This window comes from Pelomonas sp. Root1217 (assembly GCF_001425705.1).
Classification (GTDB): Bacteria; Pseudomonadota; Gammaproteobacteria; order Burkholderiales; family Burkholderiaceae_C; genus Pelomonas.
The window spans coordinates 789,531-811,154 of record NZ_LMDC01000001.1 but is presented as its reverse complement, the minus strand read 5'-3'; the positions used below and the strand labels follow the sequence as shown (position 1 = coordinate 811,154).

Annotated in this window: 18 protein-coding genes; all 18 read right to left on the bottom strand. The window is 68.8% G+C overall.

The annotated features are described in order from the left end of the window. Nucleotide 1 precedes the first annotated feature (1 nt). The 18 genes from ASC95_RS03695 to ASC95_RS03610 all read right to left on the bottom strand — a co-directional run bounded on the left by ASC95_RS03695 (nucleotide 2) and on the right by ASC95_RS03610 (nucleotide 21,595). A complete protein-coding gene (locus tag ASC95_RS03695) occupies nucleotides 2–691 on the bottom strand; it encodes a carbonic anhydrase (RefSeq protein ID WP_057296405.1) in 690 nt (229 codons plus the stop codon). Then, nucleotides 691–1,440: a peptidylprolyl isomerase gene (locus ASC95_RS03690; protein WP_082567457.1), complete on the bottom strand. Its 750-nt coding sequence runs from the start codon at nucleotides 1,438–1,440 to the stop codon at nucleotides 691–693. The genes ASC95_RS03695 and ASC95_RS03690 overlap by 1 nt, the downstream gene beginning before the upstream one ends. 8 nt (nucleotides 1,441–1,448) lie before the next feature. Then, the gene (gene narI, locus ASC95_RS03685; RefSeq protein ID WP_057296403.1) at nucleotides 1,449–2,144 is read right to left on the bottom strand and encodes a respiratory nitrate reductase subunit gamma; all 696 of its coding nucleotides are present in this window, start codon (nucleotides 2,142–2,144) and stop codon (nucleotides 1,449–1,451) included. Continuing rightward, nucleotides 2,141–2,833 carry a nitrate reductase molybdenum cofactor assembly chaperone gene (gene narJ / locus ASC95_RS03680; RefSeq protein WP_057296402.1) on the bottom strand — a complete coding sequence of 231 codons (693 nt, stop codon included), beginning with the start codon at nucleotides 2,831–2,833 and terminating at the stop codon, nucleotides 2,141–2,143. The genes narI and narJ overlap by 4 nt, the downstream gene beginning before the upstream one ends. A gap of 8 nt (nucleotides 2,834–2,841) precedes the next feature. Beyond that, on the bottom strand, nucleotides 2,842–4,365 hold the full coding sequence (gene narH, locus ASC95_RS03675; protein WP_057296401.1) for a nitrate reductase subunit beta: 1,524 nt from the start codon (nucleotides 4,363–4,365) through the stop codon (nucleotides 2,842–2,844). A gap of 18 nt (nucleotides 4,366–4,383) precedes the next feature. Further along, complete coding sequence (locus ASC95_RS03670) at nucleotides 4,384–8,175, bottom strand: nitrate reductase subunit alpha (RefSeq protein ID WP_057296400.1); 3,792 nt, start codon at nucleotides 8,173–8,175, stop codon at nucleotides 4,384–4,386. An 11-nt stretch (nucleotides 8,176–8,186) separates the two neighbouring features. After that, a complete protein-coding gene (locus ASC95_RS03665; protein WP_057296399.1) occupies nucleotides 8,187–9,524 on the bottom strand; it encodes an MFS transporter in 1,338 nt (445 codons plus the stop codon). 178 nt (nucleotides 9,525–9,702) lie between these two features. Further along, nucleotides 9,703–11,352: an MFS transporter gene (locus ASC95_RS32180; protein WP_057296398.1), complete on the bottom strand. Its 1,650-nt coding sequence runs from the start codon at nucleotides 11,350–11,352 to the stop codon at nucleotides 9,703–9,705. Nucleotides 11,353–11,371: 19 nt separating this feature from the next. After that, nucleotides 11,372–12,637, bottom strand: coding sequence for a nitrate/nitrite transporter (locus tag ASC95_RS32175; protein WP_057296397.1), 1,266 nt, complete (start codon nucleotides 12,635–12,637; stop codon nucleotides 11,372–11,374). 127 nt (nucleotides 12,638–12,764) lie between these two features. Continuing rightward, entirely contained in the window at nucleotides 12,765–13,430 is a 666-nt protein-coding gene (locus ASC95_RS03650; RefSeq protein WP_057296396.1) for a response regulator, read from the bottom strand. After that, nucleotides 13,427–15,295: a type IV pili methyl-accepting chemotaxis transducer N-terminal domain-containing protein gene (locus ASC95_RS03645; RefSeq protein ID WP_057296395.1), complete on the bottom strand. Its 1,869-nt coding sequence runs from the start codon at nucleotides 15,293–15,295 to the stop codon at nucleotides 13,427–13,429. Before ASC95_RS03645 ends, ASC95_RS03650 begins: the two co-directional genes overlap by 4 nt. A 62-nt stretch (nucleotides 15,296–15,357) precedes the next feature. After that, a complete protein-coding gene (locus tag ASC95_RS03640; RefSeq protein WP_057296394.1) occupies nucleotides 15,358–15,573 on the bottom strand; it encodes a DUF3079 domain-containing protein in 216 nt (71 codons plus the stop codon). Continuing rightward, the gene (locus ASC95_RS03635) at nucleotides 15,570–16,238 is read right to left on the bottom strand and encodes a hypothetical protein (protein WP_200960061.1); all 669 of its coding nucleotides are present in this window, start codon (nucleotides 16,236–16,238) and stop codon (nucleotides 15,570–15,572) included. Before ASC95_RS03635 ends, ASC95_RS03640 begins: the two co-directional genes overlap by 4 nt. Before the next feature lie 17 nt (nucleotides 16,239–16,255). Further along, the gene (locus tag ASC95_RS03630) at nucleotides 16,256–17,446 is read right to left on the bottom strand and encodes an NnrS family protein (protein WP_057296393.1); all 1,191 of its coding nucleotides are present in this window, start codon (nucleotides 17,444–17,446) and stop codon (nucleotides 16,256–16,258) included. Beyond that, nucleotides 17,421–18,521, bottom strand: a complete 1,101-nt coding sequence (locus tag ASC95_RS03625) for a hypothetical protein (RefSeq protein WP_057296392.1) — start codon at nucleotides 18,519–18,521, stop codon at nucleotides 17,421–17,423. The genes ASC95_RS03630 and ASC95_RS03625 overlap by 26 nt, the downstream gene beginning before the upstream one ends. A gap of 8 nt (nucleotides 18,522–18,529) precedes the next feature. After that, on the bottom strand, nucleotides 18,530–18,862 hold the full coding sequence (locus ASC95_RS03620) for a metal-sulfur cluster assembly factor (protein WP_057296391.1): 333 nt from the start codon (nucleotides 18,860–18,862) through the stop codon (nucleotides 18,530–18,532). Next, nucleotides 18,859–19,314 carry an Rrf2 family transcriptional regulator gene (locus ASC95_RS03615; protein WP_057296390.1) on the bottom strand — a complete coding sequence of 152 codons (456 nt, stop codon included), beginning with the start codon at nucleotides 19,312–19,314 and terminating at the stop codon, nucleotides 18,859–18,861. The genes ASC95_RS03620 and ASC95_RS03615 overlap by 4 nt, the downstream gene beginning before the upstream one ends. Before the next feature lie 13 nt (nucleotides 19,315–19,327). After that, on the bottom strand, nucleotides 19,328–21,595 hold the full coding sequence (locus ASC95_RS03610; protein ID WP_057297029.1) for a nitric-oxide reductase large subunit: 2,268 nt from the start codon (nucleotides 21,593–21,595) through the stop codon (nucleotides 19,328–19,330). Between the last annotated feature and the right edge of the window lie 29 nt (nucleotides 21,596–21,624).

The following is a 21,624-nucleotide window of genomic DNA, read 5'->3' as shown; positions in this document are numbered from 1 at the left end:
CCTAAGCCAGCGGCACGCCGCTGGCGTCCAGCCCGTCTTCCTCGCTGCTGAGCAAATAGGGCCCTGTGCCGGCGTTGTCGGCGCGAGAGGCCGGCACGAAGGCGCCGACGGCCACGTCGAAGACGTGCACCTCACCGTCCTCGATGACGTAGTGCCAGCCGTGCAGCGTCAGCGCCCTCGCCTCGACGCGCTCGCGCACCATCGGGTAGTCCATCAGCCGCTCCAGCTGCAAAACGATGGCGCGCTGCTCGGTGCGGCGCATCACCTCGGGGCCGGGCTCGGCCACCGGCAGCGCGGCCTCACGGCCCAGGTCCAGCCAGCGGGCGAGGTTCTGGGCGGCGGGCGCCACCTCGCCGTAGAGCGCGCGGATGGCGCCGCAGTGGCTGTGGCCGCAGACGATGACGCGGCGCACCTGCAAGTTAAGCACCGCGTACTCAATGGCCGCCGCCGTGCCGTGGAAGCCCTGGCTCTGGTCATACGGCGGCACGAAGGCGCCGACGTTGCGCACCAGGAAAAGCTCGCCGGGGCCGGCGCCGGTCAGCAGATAGGGCACGAGGCGGGAATCCGAGCAGCCGATGAACAGCGTGAGCGGATGCTGGCCGTCATCGACGAGATGCCGGAACAGCGAGCGCTGCTGCGGGAAGGCGTCCGTCTGGAAGCGGCGCAGGCGTTCGAGCAGCTCGTCGGGCATCACTGCACCAACGGTGAACTCGCCTGCTGTAGTTCCACGCCTTGCAGGCGCGCTTCGCCAGCCAGCGTCTGCAGATACTGGCGCAGCGCGCTGATCTGATGCAGCTGGCGCATGCGCTGCGCCACGGCCTCGCGCACCTGCTCGAAGGCCGGCAACCGGCCCGGCTCGCGCGCGTCGATGGCGGCGATGTGCAGGCCGAAGCGGCTGTGCAGCAGCTGCGGCAGCACGCCGATCTCGCTGCGTCCGAACAGCTCCTTGGCGAACTCGGGCGCGCAGTCGTCCGCGGTCAGCCAGCCGAGAACCCCGCCCTCGGCGCCGCTCGGGCAGTTGGACAGCGTCTTCGCGGCCTCGGTGAAGGCGGCGGCCTCGCTGGCGCGCAGCTGGATCAGGTGGCCTTCGGCGCGCTGGCGCAGCAGGCCCACGTCCACGCCCGGCGTGACGGCGAACAGGATGTGCCGCACCTGCACGCGCTCGCCCTGGGCGTAGTGCCGTGCGTTGGCCTCGTAGTGGCGCCGGCAGGCCGTCTCGTCCGGCTCGGGGCCGGCCAGCTCCTGGGCGATCAGCGCCTCGATGGCCTGGCTGGCTGCCTCGCTGACCGCACCCTCGCGCGGCGCGGGGTCGTCGGCGGCCAGCAGGCCCAGCGCGATGGCGCGCTGGCGCAGCAGCTCCGTGCAGGCGCGCTGGCGCAGCGCGGCCTCGTCCAGCGCCTCTTCGACGGCGGCGATCTCGATGTGGTTCACATGAGCCATGGTGGACCTCACTTCGGCAGGTTCAGGCGGCGCGAACGCACGACCTGGTAGGGGCGGAAGACGTAGAACACCGAGGCCAGGCCGCTCCACACATGCACCAGGCGGCTGAACGGGAACAGCAGGAAGATCGTCATGCCCAGCACCATGTGGACCTTGTAGGGCCAGGCCAGCGCCACGAGGCCGCTCGCGTCGGGGTTGAAGGTGACGATGCGCTGCGCCCAGTCGCTCAGCACCAGCATGACCGTGCCGTCGGCGTGCGCCAGCGAGAACGGCAGCGTGATGAGGCCCAAGCTGAGCTGCACCCACAGGATCCACAGGATGGCGAGGTCCGTGCGATGGCTGGTGAGGCGGATGCGTGGGTCGGTCATGCGGCGCCAGATCAGCATGCTCAGGCCGATGAAGCAGAACGTGCCCGCCACGCCGCCGGCGACGATGGCCAGCATCTGCTTAGTTGCAGGGCTGATGAAGTGCTCGTAGACGGCGTGCGGCGTCAGCATGCCCACCGTGTGTCCGACGAAGAGAAACAGGATGCCGGCGTGGAAGAGGTTGCTGCCCCATTTCATGCCGCGGCTGCGCAGCAGCTGGGAGCTGTCGCTCTTCCAGGTGTACTGGTCGCGGTCGAATCGCGCCAGGCTGCCCATCAGGAAGACGGCTAGGCAGATGTAGGGGTAGACGACGAACAGGAAGTTGTGAATGGCGTTCATGCCTGGGCTCCCGGTTGCTGCGCACTGGGCTTGCGCACGATGTGGATGGGCTGCGGCTGCTCGGGCCGCGACTGGCCGGCCGACGAGCAGCCGCCGAAGGCCTCGGGCTCGGCCCAGTCTTCGTCGAGCTCGGGCTCGGGCGGGATCTCCACGCGCTCGGCGCGCTCGCCGGCCAGCTCCAGCGTGGCGGCCAGCACGCTGGCATAAGGACTCTGGCGGCGCTTGAGCGCGCTGAAGATGGCCCGCGTGATGTGGGCGATCTCAGCGAGAAAGTCGCGGGCCTCGCGGACGGGCTGGGTGCTGGCGTACTCCAGCACCACGGCCAGGTGGTCGGGCAGCTCGCCGGGCGCGAGGTAGAGGCCCGCACGCTCGTAGGTCTGCTGCAGGTCGACCATGGCCGGGCCACGCTCGCGCGAGTCGCCGTGGATGTGCTCGAACAGGTGCAGCGCCGTGCCGCGGCCACGGTCGAAGAGGTCGACGAAGTCGGCCTCGACCGCGAAGGGGTCATCGCGATGCAAATGCTCCAGCAGCGCGCACAGCTCGTCGATGCGCGCAGCAGGCAGCGCGGCCTCGGCGCGCAGCGCCTGCTGAAGCTCGGGCACGGCGGCGCGGAAATCCGCGTCGGGGTAGCGCAGCAGCGCGGCGAGCACGCGCAGGCTCAGGGGGGCGGGTGTCAGCTTGTTGAACATGGCGGCCCTCAGATCGTTGCCTTGATGGGGATGGTTCGCTTCTTCTCCGAGCCGAAGAGACTGGTCTCGGTGACGCCCTCGGAGCAGCCGTTGCCGAAGCTGAAGCCGCAGCCGCCGCGCACGTTGAAGGCGTTCTCGGCGTACTCGCGGTGCGTCGTCGGAATGACGAAGCGGTCCTCGTAGTTGGCGATGGCCATCACGCGGTACATGTCCTGCACCTGGGCTTCGGAGAGGCCGGCCTGGTCGAGCACGGCCAGGTTCTTCACCCCATCCACGTGCACGCCGCGCTGGTAGGCGCGCATGGCCAGCATGCGCTCCAGCGCGCCGACGACGGGCACCGTGTCGCCCGCGGTCAGCAGGTTGGCGAGGTACTGCACGGGGATGCGCAGCTGCTTCACGTCGGGCAGCTCGCCCACCTCGCCCAGCTGGCCGGCGTTGGCCGCCGCGCTGATGGGCGACAGCGGCGGCACGTACCAGACCATGGGCAGCGTGCGGTACTCGGGGTGCAGCGGCAGGGCCACCTTCCAGTCCACGGCCATCTTGTAGACGGGGCTGTTGCGCGCCGCTTCCAGCCAGTTCTCCGGGATGCCGTCCAGCCGCGCCTGCTCGATGACAGCGGGGTCGAAGGGGTCGAGGAAGAGGTCGAGCTGGGCCTGGTAGAGGTCCTTGTCGTTGGGCGTGGCGGCGGCCTCGAGGATGCGGTCGGCGTCGTACAGCAGCACGCCGAGATACCGGATGCGGCCGACGCAGGTTTCAGAGCAGACCGTGGGCTGGCCCGCTTCGATGCGCGGGTAGCAGAAGATGCACTTCTCGGCCTTGCCGCTCTTCCAGTTGTAGTAGATCTTCTTGTAGGGGCAGCCCGATACGCACATGCGCCAGCCGCGGCACTTGTCCTGGTCGATCAGCACGATGCCGTCTTCCTCGCGCTTGTAGATCGAGCCCGACGGGCAGCTCGCCACGCACGCCGGGTTCAGGCAGTGCTCGCACAGCCGCGGCAGGTACATCATGAAGGTGTTCTCGAACTGGCCGTAGATGTCCTTCTGGATGTCGTCGAAGTTCTTGTCCTTGCTGCGCTTGCTGAACTCGCCGCCGAGGATCTCCTCCCAGTTCGGGCCCCATTCGATCTTCTCCATGCGCTGGCCGGTGATGAGGCTGCGCGGGCGGGCCGTGGGCGCATGCTTCATCTCGGGGGCCGACTGCAGGTGGTCGTAGTCGAAGGTGAAGGGTTCGTAGTAGTCGTCGATCTCCGGCAGGTTGGGGTTGGCGAAGATCTTCATCAGCAGCTTCCACTTGCCGCCCTGCCGCGGCTCCAGCTTGCCGTCGGGCTTGCGGATCCAGCCGCCGTTCCACTTGTCCTGGTTCTCCCACTCCTTGGGATAGCCGATGCCGGGCTTGGTCTCCACGTTGTTGAACCAGGCGTACTCGACGCCGGGGCGGCTGGTCCAGACGTTCTTGCAGGTCACCGAGCAGGTGTGGCAGCCGATGCACTTGTCCAGGTTCAGGACCATGCCGATCTGTGCGCGAATCTTCATTTGATTGCTCCTCGCGTTTCAGGGGTTTTCGCCTTGCGCCTGGAAGGCGGGGGCGAGGTGGTCGTCGCGGGGCGTGTCGAGCCAGTCCACCTTTTTCATCTTGCGCACCACGACGAACTCGTCGCGGTTGGTGCCGATGGTTCCGTAGTAGTTGAAGCCGTAGCTGTACTGGGCGTAGCCGCCGATCATGTGGGTGGGCTTGGTGACGATGCGCGTCACCGAGTTGTGGATGCCCCCACGCACGCCGGTGATCTCGCTGCCGGGCGTGTTGATGATCTTTTCCTGCGCGTGGTACATCAGCGTCATGCCGGGGTTCACGCGCTGGCTCACCACCGCACGGGCCGCGATGGCGCCGTTGATGTTGAACAGCTCCACCCAGTCGTTGTCTTCGATGCCGGCGCTTTTCGCGTCGTCCTCGCTGAGCCAGATGACGGGACCGCCGCGGTTGAGCGTCAGCATCAGCAGGTTGTCGCTGTAGGTGCTGTGGATGCCCCACTTCTGGTGCGGCGTAATGAAGTTCAGCACGATCTCGACATTGCCGTTGGGCTTGATGCCGTGGATGCCGCCCGTGGCCTTCAGGTCCACCGGCGGGCGGTAGCTGCTGAAGCCCTCGCCGAAGGCGCGCATCCAGGCGTGGTCCTGGTAGAACTGCTGGCGGCCGGTCAGCGTGCGCCATGGAATCAGTTCATGCACGTTGGTGTAGCCGGCGTTGTAGGAGACCTTCTCGCTCTCCAGCCCGCTCCAGGTCGGTGAGCTGATGATCTTGCGCGGCTGCGCCTGGATATCGCGGTAGCGGATCTTCTCGTCCTCGCGGTGCAGGGCCAGGTGGGCGTGCTCGCGTCCAGTCGCCCGGCCTTGCGCTTCCCAGGCCTTCACGGCGACGTGGCCGTTGGTCTCGGGCGCGAGTTGCAGGATGACCTCGCAGGCGTCGATGTCGCTGACGATGCGGGCGCGGCCTTCGGCGTTCACGCCGTTGAGCTCGGCGAGCTGGGCCACCTCCGTCTTGGTGTCCCAGCCAATGCCCTTGCCGCCGTTGCCCAGCTTCTCCATCAGCGGGCCGAGCGCCGTGAAGCGCTCAAACGTGGCCGGGTAGTCGCGCTCGACGACGGCGATGGTGGGCGCCGTCTTGCCGGGGATGAGGTCGCACTCGCCCTTCTTCCAGTCCTTCACACCGAAGGGCTGGGCGAGCTCGGCCGGCGTGTCATGCATCAGCGGCGACAGCACGACTTCCTTCTCCACGCCCAGGTGGCCGATGCAGACCTTGCTGAAGGCCTTGGCGAAGCCCTTGTAGATCTCCCAGTCACTGCGCGACTGCCAGACCGGGTCCACCGCCGCGGACAGCGGGTGGATGAAGGGGTGCATGTCGCTGGTATTGAGGTCGTTCTTCTCGTACCAGCTGGCCGTGGGCAGCACGATGTCCGAGTACAAGCAGGTCGTGCTCATGCGGAAGTCCAGCGTCACGAGCAGGTCCAGCTTGCCCTGCGGCGCCTGGGCATGCCAACGCACCTCGTTGGGCTTGGCGTCGTCCACGCCGAGGTCCTTGCCCTGCACGCCGTTCTCGGTGCCGAGCAGGTGCTTGCAGAAATACTCGTGGCCCTTGCCGCTGGAGCCCAGCAGGTTGGAGCGCCAGACGAACATGTTGCGCGGCCAGTTCTGCGGCGCGTCGGGGTCCTCGCAGCTCATCTGCAGCGAGCCGTCGCGCAGGCCGCGCACGACGTAGTCCTTGGGCTCCATGCCGGCGGCAGCGGCATCCTTCACCACCTGCATCGGGTTGGTCTTGAGCTGCGGCGCGCTGGGCAGCCAGCCCATGCGCTCGGCGCGCACATTGCAGTCGATGAGGCTGCCGGCGAACTCGGCACGCTGGGCGTCTGTCGCCAGTGGCGACAGGACTTCGTCCACGTCCAGCTTCTCGTAGCGCCACTGGTCGCTGTGGGCGTAGAAGAAGCTGGTGCTGTTCATCTGGCGCGGCGGGCGCACCCAGTCGGTGGCGAAGGCCAGCGGCACCCAGCCGGTCTGCGGGCGCAGCTTCTCCTGGCCCACGTAATGCGCCCAGCCGCCACCGCTCTGGCCGATGCAGCCGCACATCATCAAGAGGTTGATGACACCGCGATAGTTCATGTCGCAGTGGTACCAGTGGTTCATCGCGGCGCCGATGATGATCATCGACTTGCCCTTGGTCTTGTGCGCGTTCTCGGCGAACTCGCGCCCCACGCGGATGACCTGCGCGCGCGGCACGCCGGTGATGGCCTCCTGCCAGGCGGGCGTGTAGGGGGCGTTGTCGTCGTAGCTCGCGGCACCCGAGCCGAAGCCGCGGTCGATGCCGTACTGCGCGGCCTGCAGGTCGAAGACTGTGGCGACGAGCACCTCGCCGTCCTGCGTCTTCAGCGTGGTGGCTGGCACGCGGGCGCAGTGGCTGACGCCGTCCTGCTGCGGGTTGGGCGTGAAGTGCTGGCTGGCGCTGCCGGCGAAGTAGGGAAAGGCCACATCGACGATCTCGTGCGCCTGCGCCCCGTCCTCCACGAGGGACAGCTTGAGCTTGACGTCACCGCCGCCCTCGGCCTCCTTGGCCTCCAGGTTCCACTTGCCGGTGTCGTCGCGGCCCTCGGAACCCCAGCGGAAACCGATGGAGCCATGGGGCAGCACGAGGCGGCCAGTGGCGTCATAGGCCAGCGTCTTCCACTCGGGGTTGTTGCTCTGGCCCATCTGGCCGGCCAGGTCGCTGGCGCGCAGGTAGCGGCCGGGCACGCGGGTCTTGCGGCCGTCGGGCAGGGTCTGCTCTTCCAGCATGACGAGCAGCGGCAGGTCGGTGTAGCGGCGCGCGTAGTCGTCGAAGTAGGGGCTGCGCTGCTTGAAATAGAACTCGTTGAGCGCGACGTGGCCCATGGCCATCGCGAGTGCTGCATCGGTGCCCTGCTTGGGATGCAGCCACAGGTCGGCCAGCTTGGCGACCTCGGAGTAGTCGGGCGTCACCGCCACCGTCTTCGCGCCCTTGTAGCGCACCTCGGTGAAGAAGTGGGCGTCCGGCGTGCGCGTCTGCGGCACGTTGCTGCCCCAGGCAATGATGTAGTTGCTGTTGTACCAATCGGCCGACTCGGGCACGTCAGTCTGCTCGCCCCAGACCTGCGGGCTGGCCGGCGGCAGGTCGCAGTACCAGTCGTAGAAGCTCATGCAGACGCCACCGATCAGGCTCAGATACCGGCTGCCCGCTGCGTAGCTCACCATGGACATCGCCGGGATGGGCGAGAAGCCGATGACGCGGTCCGGGCCGTGCTGCTTGATCGTGTAGACGTTGGCCGCAGCGATCAGCTCGTTGACCTCGTCCCAGGTGGAGCGCACGAAGCCGCCCATGCCGCGCAGCTGCTGGTAGTCGCGCCGTGCGCTCTCGTCGCTCTGGATCAGCGCCCAGGCATCGACAGGGCTCTTGGAGACCGCCAGCGCCTCACGCCAGCGCTTGAGCAGGCGGCCCCGCACCATCGGGTATTTCACGCGGTTGGCGCTGTAGAGGTACCAGCTGTAGCTGGCGCCGCGGGCGCAGCCGCGCGGCTCGTGGTTGGGCAGCTCGGGGCGCGTGCGCGGGTAATCGGTCTGCTGGGTCTCCCAGGTGACGATGCCACCCTTGACGTAGATCTTCCACGAGCAGGAGCCGGTGCAGTTCACACCATGCGTGCTGCGCACGATCTTGTCGTGCGCCCAGCGGTTGCGGTAGGCGTCCTCCCAGGTGCGGTCCTCGCCGGTACTCACGCCGTGGCCACCGGCGAAGACCTCCTTGGGCAGCTGGAAGGCGGTCAGTCGATCCAGGAAATGGGACATTGATTTCTCCGTTAGCAGGACAGGGGGGCGTGGCGACGGCCGTAGAACCACCAGCAGATGGCCATGCAGCTCAGGTAGAACGCCAGGAAGCAATAGAGCGCGGCCTCGGGGCCGCCGGCCAGCGTGATGGCGCTGCCGAAGCTCTTGGGAATGAAGAAGCCGCCGTAGGCACCGACGGCTGAGCACAGGCCGAGTGCCGCGGCGCCCTGGGCCTGCGCTTCGGGCAAGGTACGTCGGCTTTGCTGCGCCTCGCGCACGAAGCCCAGCGGCACCATGCGGAAGGTGCTGCCGTTGGCGATACCGGCGGCGACGAAGAGCAGCACGAAGCTGGCGGCGAACAGCCACGCGCTCCCGCCGCCGCCCAGGCTGGCCAGCACGCCGACGACGCCCAGCGCCAGGCCGCCGAAGCAGGCCAGGCTGACGCGCGCGCCGCCGAAGTCGTCGGCCACCCAGCCGCCCAGCGGCCGCGCCAGCGCGCCCAGCAACGGACCCAGCCACACCAGGTACTGCGCGCCCTCGAAGCCGGGGAACTGGCTGCGCAACAGCAGCGGGCCGGCCGCCGCGAAGCCGATGAAGCTGCCGAAGCTGCCCAGGTAGAGCCAGCTCATCAGCCAGCTGTGGCGGTGCGTGAAGAGCTGGGCCTGCTCGGCCATGCCAACACCGGCCGAGGGCAGGTCGTCCATGCCGAACCAGGCCGCCATGCTGGCGAGCGCGATCAGCGGCAACCACACCAGGCCGGCATTGGCCAGCCACAGGCCGCCCGATTGAGCGGGCAGGCCGAAGAGGTCCAGCGTAATGACCACCGGCACGGCCCATTGCACGAGGCCGACGCCCAGGTGGGCGAAGCCGGCGCCCAGGCCCAGCGCCCTGCCCTGCTCGCGCACCGGGAAGCAGGCGCTGATGTGGGCCATGCCGCTAGCGAAGTTGGCGCCGCCCAGGCCGCACAGCAGGGACAGCACCACCATCCATTCGTAGGGCGTGGCAGGGTCCTGCACCGCCAGCGCGATGCCACCAGCCGGCAACAGCAGGCTGGCGGTGGACAAGGCCGTCCAGCGCCGCCCACCGACCCAGGGCACGGCGAAGCCATAGAAGATACGCAGCGTGGCGCCGCACAGGGCCGGCAACGCGCTCAGCCAGAACAGCTGGTTGGTGCTGTAACGGAAACCCGCCGCCGGCAGGTGCACGACGAGCACCGACCACAGCATCCACACCGCGAACGACAGCGCCAGCGCCGGGATGGCAACCCAGAGATTGCGCAGCGCCACCGCCCGGCCATGGCCGGTCCAGAAATCCGGGTCTTCCGGATTCCAGCGCAGTGGAAGTGAGAGGGTCTTTGGCACGATGGTCATGCTCCGCGGCGGGGGCTTCTCTGCCCATCCACCGCCGGTCGGGGTGGACCGGCGCGGAAGGAGGAGGCGGGCAAGTGAAGGCATCGTTCTTTCGGACGAGGCGCGCGCGCCAGGCCTGAGAAGCAAGAAGGCCCGAAGGCGATGCCTCCGGGCCTTTATGAGCGGCCTTTGGCTCGCCTCAGGGGTTCTTGATCTCCGCGCCACGGCGCAGATAGAACCACCAGTTCAGCACCAGGCAGACGGCGTAGAAGGCCGCGAAGCCGTAGAAGGCGAACTGCGGCGTGCCGGCCTTGATTTGCTCGCCGATCAGCACCGGCGCGACGAAGGCGCCGTAGGCCGCGACGGCCGACGTCCAGCCGAGCACTGGGCCGGCCTGGGTTCGGTCGAAGATGACGCCCACCGAGCGGAAGGTCGAGCCGTTGCCGACGCCGCTGGCCGCGAACAGCAGCACCATCAGGCCCATGAAGGCCGGGAAGAACTGCTCCGGCGTGGCTGAGCCGTAGGCCTGCTGCATGACATAGCCGACCGCGGCGGACGCGAACACCATGACCGCAGAGATGACCTGCGTGACGATGGAGCCGCCGACCTTGTCAGAGATCCAGCCGCCGACGGGCCGCACCGCGGCGCCGACGAAGGGTCCGATCCAGGCGTAGGTCAGCGCAGACGGGGCGTTCGGGTTCTTCAGCGTGTGGGTCAGCAGGCCGGCTGCCGAATTCGGATCAGGCACGTGCTGGAAGCCGAAGATCACCGTGATCGCCAGCGGCAGGGCCATGGAGAAGCCGATGAAGCTGCCGAAAGTGACGACGTACAGCGCCGTGAGGCTCCAGGTGTGCTTGTTGCTGAAGATGGCGAACTGCTTGGCGACGTTCTCCTTCATCGCGCCGAAGGCCGCCAGGCGCATGACGAGCAGCGCCGCGATGATGTCCAGCGGGATGGCGACCCACATGCTGAGCAGGCCCAGGCCCGTTGGCGCCGGCAGGTAGAGATAGAGCATGCCGATGGTCGGCAGGAATGCGAGCGAGTACAGATAGGTGATCTTCAGGAAGGCGACCACCGGATGGCCGGCGTTGGGCGTCACCGTCTTCAGGTTGTTCATGCCGAACCAGCACAGGACGGACAGCGGCACGAGTGACAGCAGCCAGGCGAAGCCGGCGTTCTGGATCCAGGTCTGCGTGCCGGCGGGGATCTTGCCGAAGATCCAGCCGCTGGCCTTCACCAGCGTCATCGAGTCGCCGCTCAGGCCGAAGAAACTGACCGTCATCACCAGCGGGATGACGACCTGCATCGTCGTCACGCCGAAGTTGCCCAGGCCCGCGTTCAGGCCCAGGGCCGTGCCCTGCAGGCGCTTGGGGAAGAAGGTGTTGATGTTGGACATCGAGCTGGCGAAATTACCGCCGCCCACGCCCGACCACAGCGCCATCAGCTGGAAGGCCCACAGCGGCCAGTCCTTGTGCTGCAAGGCCATGCCGGTGCCGATGGCCGGCGCCAGCAGCATGGCTGTGGTGAGGAAGATGGTGTTGCGCCCGCCGGCCATGCGGATCAGGAAGGAGGCTGGGATGCGCATCGTGGCGCCCGAGATGCCGGCGATGGCCGTCAGCGTGAAGAGCTCGGCCTGGCTGAACGGGAAGCCCAGGTTGAGCATCTGCACGGCGATGATGCCCCACATGCCCCAGACGGCGAAGCCGCACAGCAGGGCCGGGATGGAGATCCACAGGTTGCGGTAGGCGATGCGCTTGCCGGTGCTCTCCCAGAAGGCGTCGTCCTCGGGGCGCCAGTCCGCGATGTCGGCACCGCTTGTCGCAACGGCGGCACTCGGGTTCTTGCTCATGATGGAGTCCTTGTGCCGGTCAGCCGGCGAGGTGGAATTCGGGCGCGTTGCGGCCCATGACTTCGGTGCGGCGCACCTCGGTCCAGTACATCCAGATCAGCGAGACCCAGACGACGCCGTACATCAGCATGAAGGCGCTGGAGCGGATGCCGGTCAGGTCCAGCAGCGCGCCGAACAGGATGGGCAGCACGAAGCCGCCCAGGCCGCCAGCCAGGCCTACGATGCCGCTGATGGCGCCGATGTTTTCCGGGTAGTCATCACTGATGTACTTGAAGACCGAGGCCTTGCCGAAGGCCCAGGCCACGCCCAGCACGGCCAGCAGCCCGGTGAAGGCGTAGACGTTCAGGCCGATGTGGAAGGTCTTGGCGCCGGCCAGCGTCACGATCGTGAAGTCGGTCTGCGGGTAGCTCAGCAGGAACAGGCAGATCCAGCTCACCCACATCACCCACCAGGTGACCTTGTGGGCACCGTACTTGTCCGACAGCAGGCCGCCGATGGCACGCAACACGCCGCCCGGCAGGCTGAAGCAGGCCGCCAGCAGCGCGGCCACGCGGATGTCCAGGCTGAACTCGCCGACGTAGTACTGCACCATCCACAGCGCCAGCGCCACGTAGCCGCCGAACACGATGCTGTAGTACTGGCAGTACTTCAGCACCCTTGGGTCCTTCAGGGCCTTGAGCTGGTCCCGAAAACTCACGTTGCTGGTGACCAGGTGGGCCGGGTCGCTGCTGCTGAACAGCCAGAACAGCACGACGGTGCCGGCCATGATGGCGGCGTAGACCTGGGGCACCATGGTCCAGCCGAAGCTGACCAGCAGCACGGGTGCGACGAACTTGTTGACCGCCGAGCCCGAGTTGCCGGCGCCGTAAACACCCATGGCCATGCCCTGGCGGCTCTTGGGGAACCAGCGCGCGACGTAGGGCGTGCCGACGGAGAACGAGCCGCCCGCTAGGCCGACGAACAGGCCGATGACGAGGAAGTGCCAGTACTGCGTTGCGTAGGCCATCAGCCAGATGGCTGGCACGGTGGCGAGCATCAGCAGGGTCATGACGATGCGGCCGCCGTAGCGGTCCGTCCAAATGCCCAGCGGCACGCGCACGAGCGAGCCGGTCAGGACCGGCATGGCCGTGAGCAGGCCGAACTCGGTGGCGTTCAGGCCGAGCTGCTTCTTGATCGGGATGCCGATGACGCCGAACATCATCCAGACCATGAAGCAGACGGTGAAGGCCAGGGTGCTGACGATCAGCACCGACCAGGCCTTGCGGTCGACAGGGGGCGCAGTCATGCGGTTTCCTCCTCAGTGAACATGAGGAGACTGTCCCGCTCAGCCTGCGCGCTGCCCATTCACCGGAGGATCAGCAGGGCACCGCCCGCAGGGAGGACGGCGGCCCGGGCGGGCTCGTCCTAAAGAACTACACGCGTTGCTGCGTCACCAGCACGGCGGCCTGCACGCGCGAGTCCAGGTCCAGCTTGCGCAACAGGTGCTGCACATGGATCTTCACCGTCGTCTCGGCAATGCCGAGCTCGCGGGCGATGTGCTTGTTGGAGTCGCCGCGGGCGATCAGGTCGACGATCTCGCGCTCGCGCGGCGACAGCGTGCCCAGCGGATCGGGCGGCGCAGCGGCGGCCGTGGAGGCCGCCTCGGCTTCGTGGCGGAAGGCCGTGGCCAGCTTGCCGGCCATCTCGGCGCTGAAGCTGGACACGCCGCGCACCGCGCGCTCGATGGCCTGGGTCAGCTCGTGGTTGTCCGCCGTCTTCAGCAAATAGCCGCAGGCGCCGGCTCGCAACGCGGCACCGAGGTCGGCCTCCGATTCGCTCATCGTCAGCATCAGCACCTGCGCACCCGGCGCGGCCGCCTTCAGCGCCGGCAGGGCCTGCACGCCGGTGACGCCGGGTAGGTGGTTGTCCAGCAGGATGACCTGCGGCTGCAGCTCGGCGGCCAGGCGCTCGGCCGCTCCGGCGTCGCCGGCCTCGCCAACGACCTGCAGCTGCGACTGCGTGGCCAGCAGCGCGATCAGGCCGCGGCGGAATAGCGTGTGGTCATCGACGACGAGGACGCGGATGGGTTCGGCATTCATGATGGATTGGCCGTCTCGTATTCGGGCAGGGAGACACGCACCAGCGTGCCTCGCCCGGGTTGGGATTCCAGCGCCACGGCGGCACCCACCTTGGCGGCGCGCTCGCGCATGATGCGCAGCCCGACGTGGCTGTCGTCGGGCGAGTCCGTGGCCAGGTCGAAACCACGGCCATCGTCGCGCACGTCGATCTGCCAGTGCGGCTGGTGCGCCAGCCGCACGTGGACCTGGCTGGCCTGCGCGTGCTTGCGCACATTGGCCAGCGCCTCCTGCACCACGTGCAGCAGCTGCACCTGCACGTCGGCCGGCAGCGGTGCGCCGTGGCCGTCCACTTCCAGCTCGGCCTGCAGGCCGCTTTGCAGGCGGAACTTCTGCAGCGTCTGCTGCAGCGCGGGCAGCAGGTCGTCGCCATCGGTGCGGGTGCGGAAGTGCATCAGCAGCGCCCGCACGTCGGCCGTGCATTCCTTCAGGCCCAGCTCCAGCTCGTCGATGAGGCGCACGGCTGCGTCGGGCTTGCCGCCGCGCTGCGCATCCTTCAGCAGCTGCAGCTGGATCTTCATGAAGGCCAGGCTTTGCGCAATGGAATCGTGCATCTCGCGGGCCAGCATGCCGCGCTCCTCGGCCACGGCGGCTTCGCGCTGCAACGCCTCGTTGCGCAAGCTGTCCATCGCGCTGGCCAGGTGACTCGCCAGGCTGTCCAGCAGCTCGCGGTCGGCCTTGGTGGGCTGGGGCGGGTCGCGAAACAGCAGGTCGACCTCGCCCATCACACGGCCCTGCACCGTCAACGCCACCGCCGTCACGGCGACGAAGCCGGCCTTGGCGCAGTGCGACCTGTGATCGCTCTCGCGGGTGATCGGAATGACCTTGGCATGAGGCCCGGGGCTGCCGCAATGGCAGGCGCCGGGCGCCACGCAGCGTTCGGCCTCGGCCATGGCGGGCGGCATGCCCTGCGAAGCCAGCAGCACCATGCGCTGCTGGCTCGGGTCCAGCCAGCGCATCGCCACGGCATCGGCGCCGGCCGCGCGGCGCATGCGTTCGGCGAAGCCGGCACCCAGGTCGCGCACGGACGACGCCCCGGCGGCGAAGGACGTGGCCTCGTACAGCGTGGCCAGCCGCTGCTGCTCCAGGCGCAGGTCGGCCGTCTTGGCGCGCACTTCGTCGGCCATGCCTTGATAGACGGCTTCGAGACGCTGCGCCATGCGGTTGAAGCCACGCGCCAGGTCGCCGAACTCGTCCTGCGAGTCCTCGGCCACGCGGGCGCCAAGCGCGCCCTGCTCCAGCGCCTGCAGGCCGCGGCGCAGCCGGTCCACCGGCGCGAACACGACGAGGTGCGAGGCGTACAGGAAGATCATGGCCGCGGCGATGGCCATGCCGACGAGCGCCAGCTGCACGCTGGACAGCAGCGAGCTCCAGCCTGCCATGCGCGCCTCGACGGCGTCGACGAGGACGTCGATGCGCTGCACCTGGGCCTCGGCCTGGGCGCCGGTGGGCGCCGGCAGGCCATCGGCCGCGGTCGACTTCAGCTGCTGCCAGCCCTCGCGCACGCCGCGCCAGGCCTGCAGGGTGTGCTCATCGCGAGGCAGGAAGAGGGGCCGCGCGGGGTCGCCGTCCACCAGCAGCTGCAGGGAGGCGTCATAGGCCTGGGTGAGCGGGCGCAGGGCATCGCTGCCGGCACCCACGCTTTGGTGGGCGAGGCGCCAGGTCTGCATGCGCAGCCGCCCCGCTTCGTTGACCGCCGCCGCACCGCCTTCGAGCTGCCAGCCTATCCACAGCGTCAGGCCGATCGAGCCCAGCGCGATGCACAGCAAGGCGGCTCCGAGGATGCCGACCTTGGTGGCGAGACGGGCGCGATTCCAGCCTTTGGACATGCGGCGGATTCTGGGCAGGCCGTTCCCGCGTGAGCTTGATCTCGCGCAAGCGCGGCGACGAATCACTCCGCCACCGTTCCCGCTGGCCCGGCGGGTTCGGCCGCGGCCGCAGGGGCGTCCAGGCCCCAGTTCATCCAGTCGTCGCCGAACAGCTCGCTCGGATGCGGCGTGGCCACCGAGCCGTTGCCGCATTGCAGCGCATCGGCCGAGCAGTAGCGGTCGCAGCCCCAGCAGATGCGCCCGGGGTTCGCCGGCCGGATCGGGAACCTCCGGCTCACGCGAACGCCTCCGCGGCCTCCGGGCTGTGGGGAAGGCCGGCCGCGCCGCCCAGACGATGCACCGGCCGGACCATGAACACGGTGCGATCGCGCCCGCGTTCCAGCAGCAGCGAGCGCACGCGCGCCTGCCACAGCTCGCCGAGGTCTTTTTCGTCCTGAGGCGTCGCCTTGCCGGAGGCGAGAAGCGCCACCAGCACATCCAGTTCCGCCTGTCCCGGCAGGGAGGTCGTGTCCACGCCCACGTCCACGGCGGCCTGCGTGTCGAGCCGGGTGAAGCGCAGCGCCAGCACCAGGTCGGGCTTGCTGCGGATCAGGCCGGCCCGGCTGAAGCGCCCACCCAGGCCCTTGAAGCCGGAGCCACCCGCCGCACCCGTGAGCATCTGCACCACCGTCGCGACGACACCGGTCCCGCCGGAGCGCGCATCGTCGCGGAACTCCACCTTGATGCCGCCGCGCTGCGGCAGGCCATCCGGGTAGAGCTGCTCCAGCGCCAGCCAGGTCAGCCAGTAGGCCGACGCGACGGCCACGCAGGAATGGCCCGTCAGCCGCACGGCGTCGGCGAAGCCGTAGTCGAGGATGCCGTCCTCGGCGCAGCCCAGCACGCGGGCCAGCGGGTCTTGCATCTTTAGGCGAGGAACTTCGTCGAAGTAGGCGGGCAGTTTCATGTTGGTTCTCGTTGAGTTCAGCCGGGGCGGCCATCGACGCGGGGGCGGGACAGCACGGGCCAGTAGCGCACTGCATACAGGCCGAAGCCCGCCGACCACAGCAGCGCCGAGGCCAGGGCCGCGTGGACGATCTGGGACGGCGCGATCAAGGGCAGAAGCACGCGCACGGCGGCGGCAGCGGCGACCAGCAGATAGCAGGCGACCTCAAAGCGGTCAGCCTTCAAGGGCCGACCGGTGTGGCCGCGCGCGGTGCGGGTCATCATGCCGATGACGAGGCCGCCGACGGCGCCCACGGTGAGCGCATGCGTGGCCAGCGACGGCATCAGCCAGCCGGCTTCGGCCAGCGCGCGCAGCAGCAGATGCACCGGCACCCACAGGTAGGCCAGGTGCAGCACCCACACCAGCGGCGCACGCAGCGTGCGCCAGGGCCGCCACAGCGCCCAGCGCCACGCGTGGGCGGCACCCGCGGTAGCCGCGAGAACGGCCAGCGGCCAGCCGTGCAAGCCCACTGCATCGGCAGCCAGCAGGGCCAGCACGCCGCCAAGCGCCGCCTTTTCGGCCCACGCGTTGCGGCTCGAGTCAGCACCTGGCACGCCGTTGTTCGTGAACATCGGGATGACGCGCCCGCCCATGACGGCCAGGATGAAGAGCACCACGTCCAGCGCCACCTGGATGCCAAGCCAGCCCGGCACCGCGACGACGCTGAACTGCGCGAGGTGCACGCAGCCGGCGGCGAGCGCCAGCAGCGCGAGCAGTCCGATGAAGAAATAGTTGCGCCGGCTGCCCGCCTTCACGAAGGGCACGGCCAGGCTGATGGCAGCGGCGAGCGGGAAGGCGACGTTGGCGATGGCCGCGGCCAGCGCATAGGGCGTCAGCACCAGCACGCGGGCAGCCACCCACAGCGCGGCCAGCGCGGCGAGCTTCCAGCCCGTGGGCGTGGGCAGGTTGGTCCAGTTGCGGCCGGCCGTGAACAGGAAGCCGACGATGACGGCCAGCGTGAAGCCGAACAGCATCTCGTGGGCATGCCAGATCGGGCCGGCCAGATAGGCGTGGCCTAGCAGGCCCGAGAACTGCAACGCCCACAGCGGCACGGACAGCGCGGCAAACACGCTGGCCAGCAGGTAGAAGGGCCGAAAGCCCAGCGCGAACAGCGCAAAGCCCGCGGGCGCGGCTCGCGGGGGTTCATCGATTCTCAGCAAGGGCGTCATGTGTTGGTTTCCGTTGGGCTCGCCAGGCGATGGCTGCTCCGGCCAGCGTCAGCAAGAACGACGCGATGGCCAGCGCGTTGCCGGTGGCACCTGTGGCCGTCAGTCGGGCGTCGAACAAGCCGCCAAAGAGGCGCACGGCCAGCGACGCGTGCAGCAGCGCCAGCGGCAGATAGAAGGGCCAGCCGAACGCCAGCTTCACGCGGGCGACGGCGGGCAGGATGACCGGGGCATGACCGAACACCATGCTGAAGACGAAGCCCAGCGCCAGGCCATGCAGGGCGGCATCCCGCCACGGCAGGCCCAACGCCGTGCCCGCCCAGGCCAGGCCGGCAACGGCCAGCCAGAAGTAGCCGGTGAGCAGGCACAGGGCCATGTAGCGGCTCAGCCCCGCGGCGCGGACCGTGCGGCGGGCGATGTCGAACACCGCGAGCCACGCGGCGAGCGCGGCCAAAGACAAGCCATACAGCAGGCCGCCGACGTCCGCGAGAAGGCCGGACAGCACCGCGCCACAGGCCACCGCGGCCAGGATGGCGAGCAAGGCCGGGCCGGCGCCGGCATGGCGGCGCATCAGCCGCGTCATCTCCAGCCGCTCGGCGGCGATGGTGAACACGAGGAAGCAGAACCACAGCGGCACTACGGCGCCGGCCATCAGGCCGAGCGCGTGCAGCAGGCTGCCGGCCGCCCAGGCTACTGCGCCGGCGAGCAACAGCAGCGTGTGCGCGGCCCGCTGCCGCCTGACCACGGCCAGGTTCACGCCGACAAAGGCCAGCGACGCGCCCGCGGCCAGCCAAGCGGCCAGGCTTGGTGCGCCCGAGAGCATCACCAGGCCTGCGACGCCCGAGGCGAGCGGGCCGGCAAAGGCTGCCGGATGCTTCAAGGCCACCGCGCGCTCGATGCCAATGACGGTGCCCATGAAGGCACAGATCATCAGGAAGGCATGGGCAGCGACGGCCGCGCTCGCCACGGGCACGGCGACCCCGGCGCGCACCAGGCCGCCGGCAATGCCGGCCACCAGAGCCACCACCGCGAGGCCCGCGAAGGCCAGTCGCGGCAGCAGGCCCGGAGCGGGTCGCATCCCCTGCCCTACCAGCCCATGAAGGCTTTGGCCCGGTCGCTCATGCGATCGGTCGTCCAGGGCGGCTCCCACACCACCTCGACATGGATGCGCTGGTCGACCGGCACGACCTTGTCGAGCTCGGTGCAGGCGTCGTCGACGATGACGTCCACCACCGGGCAGGCGGCCGAGGTCATGGTCAGCAGCACCTTGACGCGCTCGGCCTCGACGGTCACGCCGTAGACCAGGCCAACGTCGACGATGGACATCGCCACCTCGGGGTCCACCACGCGGCGCAGCGCCGCCAGGATGGGTTGCCGAAGTTCCTCCGGCCCCTGGTAGGGATAGGGCGTGCCCGTCATGCCGCCGACCTCGCCGGTGCCATGAAGTGCAGCAGCTGTACCAACTGCTGACGGTTGGCCGTGATGTCGGCCAGCGTGTAGCGGTCCAGCACGGCGTGAAAGGCCTGCACCGCCTCGCCCAGCACGCCCTTGAGCCGGCAGTGGCTGACGATGGCGCAATGGCTGGCCTCGGCCGAGAAGCACTCGGCCGGCAGGGCCTGGCCCTCGGTGTCGCGCACAACCTCGCCGATGCGGATCTGCTCTGCCGGCTTCGCCAGCGTGAGCCCACCGCCCTTGCCGCGCACGGTGCTCACCCAGCCGCGCTTGGCCAGGTGGTGCACGACCTTGGTGAGGTGGTTGGCCTTCACGTCGAAGGCCGCGCAGATTTCGCCCACCGTGGCGCGCCGGTCGGGCTCGGCGGCCAGGAACATCAGCACGCGCAGGCTGTAGTCGGTGAAGGCGGTGAGTCTCATGGCGACGTTCCTTTCAGCGCCCGCGGGCCGGGGCGGCGCCCGCCGGCAGGCGGTCCGCCGCGGGGCGGCGCAGCAGGTACAGCGCATACACGGCCAGGAAGACGCTGCCGGCGGCGAACACGATGTCGCCCGGCACGCGCAGCCACACCAAGGTCTCCATCACGGGCGAGTGGATGACTTCCGGCGAGCGGGCGTACCACAGGCCCTTGGTGATGCTCTGGTAGGCCTGGTAGATGCCGGCCGGCAGCAGCGACAGGAAGACCATCATGGCCAGGCCAATGTTCAGGCTCCAGAAGGCGGGCTTGAGGAAGCGGTCGGCATGCAGTGAACGATCGAACAGGCCGCGCAGGCAGAACAGCATCAGGCCGATGCCCAGCATGCCGTAGACGCCGAACAGCGCCGCGTGGCCGTGGGCCGCCGTCATGTTCAGGCCCTGCACGTAGTACAGCGACGCAGGCGGGTTGATGGCGAAGCCCAGCAGGCCGGCGCCCACCGTGTTCCAGAAGCCCACGGCGACGAAGCTCAGGATCACCCACCTGTAGGCGCCCAGCCAGGCCACGCCCTTGGCGCGGCGATAGGTCTGCAGCGCTTCCAGGCCGATCAGCGTCAGCGGCACCACTTCCAGCGCGGAGAACACCGAGCCGACTGCGATGACCGACGTGGGCGTGCCCGTCCAGTACAGATGGTGCAGCGTGCCCAGGATGCCGCCGAACAGGAAGACGATGGTCTCGGCGACGATGGCGCGGTTGGCGGAGGCCGCACGCACCAGGCCCAGGTTGGTGAAGATCAGTGCGACCACGGCGGTGGCGAAGACCTCGAAGAAGCCCTCCACCCACAGGTGCACCAGCCACCAGCGCCAGTACTCGACCATCGAGTAGTGGGTGTGCTGGCCCCAGGTCAGCGAGCTCGCGTAGAAACCGCCGATGCAGGTCGCCGACAGGAAGACCATGGCGATGAGGCCCCGGGTTTCCGAAGGCCGCTTGAGCGCCGGCCACAGCGCACGGCCGAGCAGGAAGACCCAGAACAGCAGGCCGACGAAGAGCAGGATCTGCCAGAAGCGGCCCATGCTCGTGAACTCCAGGCCCTGGTTGCCGAACCAGAAGCTGAAATCGAACCCGCGGTGCTGCAGCGTGCCAAGCCAGCCGGTGATCGTCGAGCCGAGTACGACGACGATGAGCGCCCAGAACAGCGCGTCCACACCGAGCTTCTGCAACTTGGGTTCGGCGCCCGACAGCAGCGGCGCGACGTACAGGCCGGTGGCCAGCCAGGCGGTGGCGATCCAGAAGATGCCGATCTGCGTGTGGATGGTGCGGGTGACGGTGTACGGCAGGATCTGCGCCAGCGGGATGCCGAAGAAAGCCTGGCCTTCCACCGCGTAGTGGGCCGTGATGGCGCCCATGCCGATCTGCAGCAGCATCAGGCCGATGACGACGAAGAAGTATTTGCGTGTGGCCTTCATCGACGTTGTGGCCTTGGCGCCGAGCAGCGGGTCGGCCTTGGGCACGACGGCGAGCTCTTCGTCGCCCTTGTGCAGCCACAGCATCGCGGCGATGCCGGCCAGCAGCAGCACGATACTGACCATCGACCACATCGCGGCCGACGTGCTCATCGTGTTGCCGACGAGCGGCTCATGCGGCCAGTTGCTGGTGTAGGACAGGCCAGTCTCCCCGGGGCGATCCGTCACGGCCGCCCAGGCCGACCAGAAGAAGAAGGCCGCCAGCGCCTTGCGGTGCTCGGCTTCGGGCAGCGCGCCGGCCGTCATCGCGTACTGGTCGCGCAGCTTGTCCAGCGCCGGGTCGGTGCCGAACAGGCCCTCGTAGTGCGAAGCGACCTCGCGGATGGCCTGGGCGCGGGCGGCGGTGATGCGCACCTCGCCGCTGCTCTCTTCGTAGGTGTTGCGGCGCATTTCCTCGCGCACCAGCTGGTCGACGGCGGCGCGCTGGGCGTCGCTGACCGGCAGGCCGCTTTGCTGCTGTTCCGCCAGGCGCCGGGCCTTCAGTGCGACAGCCTCGCGGTGCAGCCAGTCGGCCGACCAGTCCGGCGCGACATAGGCGCCATGCCCCCAGACCGTGCCGAGCTGCTGGCCGCCGGCCGACAGCCAGGCCTGCTGGCCGAGCTGGATCTGCTCGCCGGTGAACAACAGCTCGCCGTCGGCGCTGACCACCCGGTTCGGGATGGGTGGGGCGGAAAGATAGATCTGCCAGCCGAGATAGCCCAGGGCGCCGAACGACAGCACGAAGATGAGCCCCAGCCAGCGCCAGAGATTGCTACGGGATTTCATGTTGATTTCCTTGGAACGCCAGGAACAGT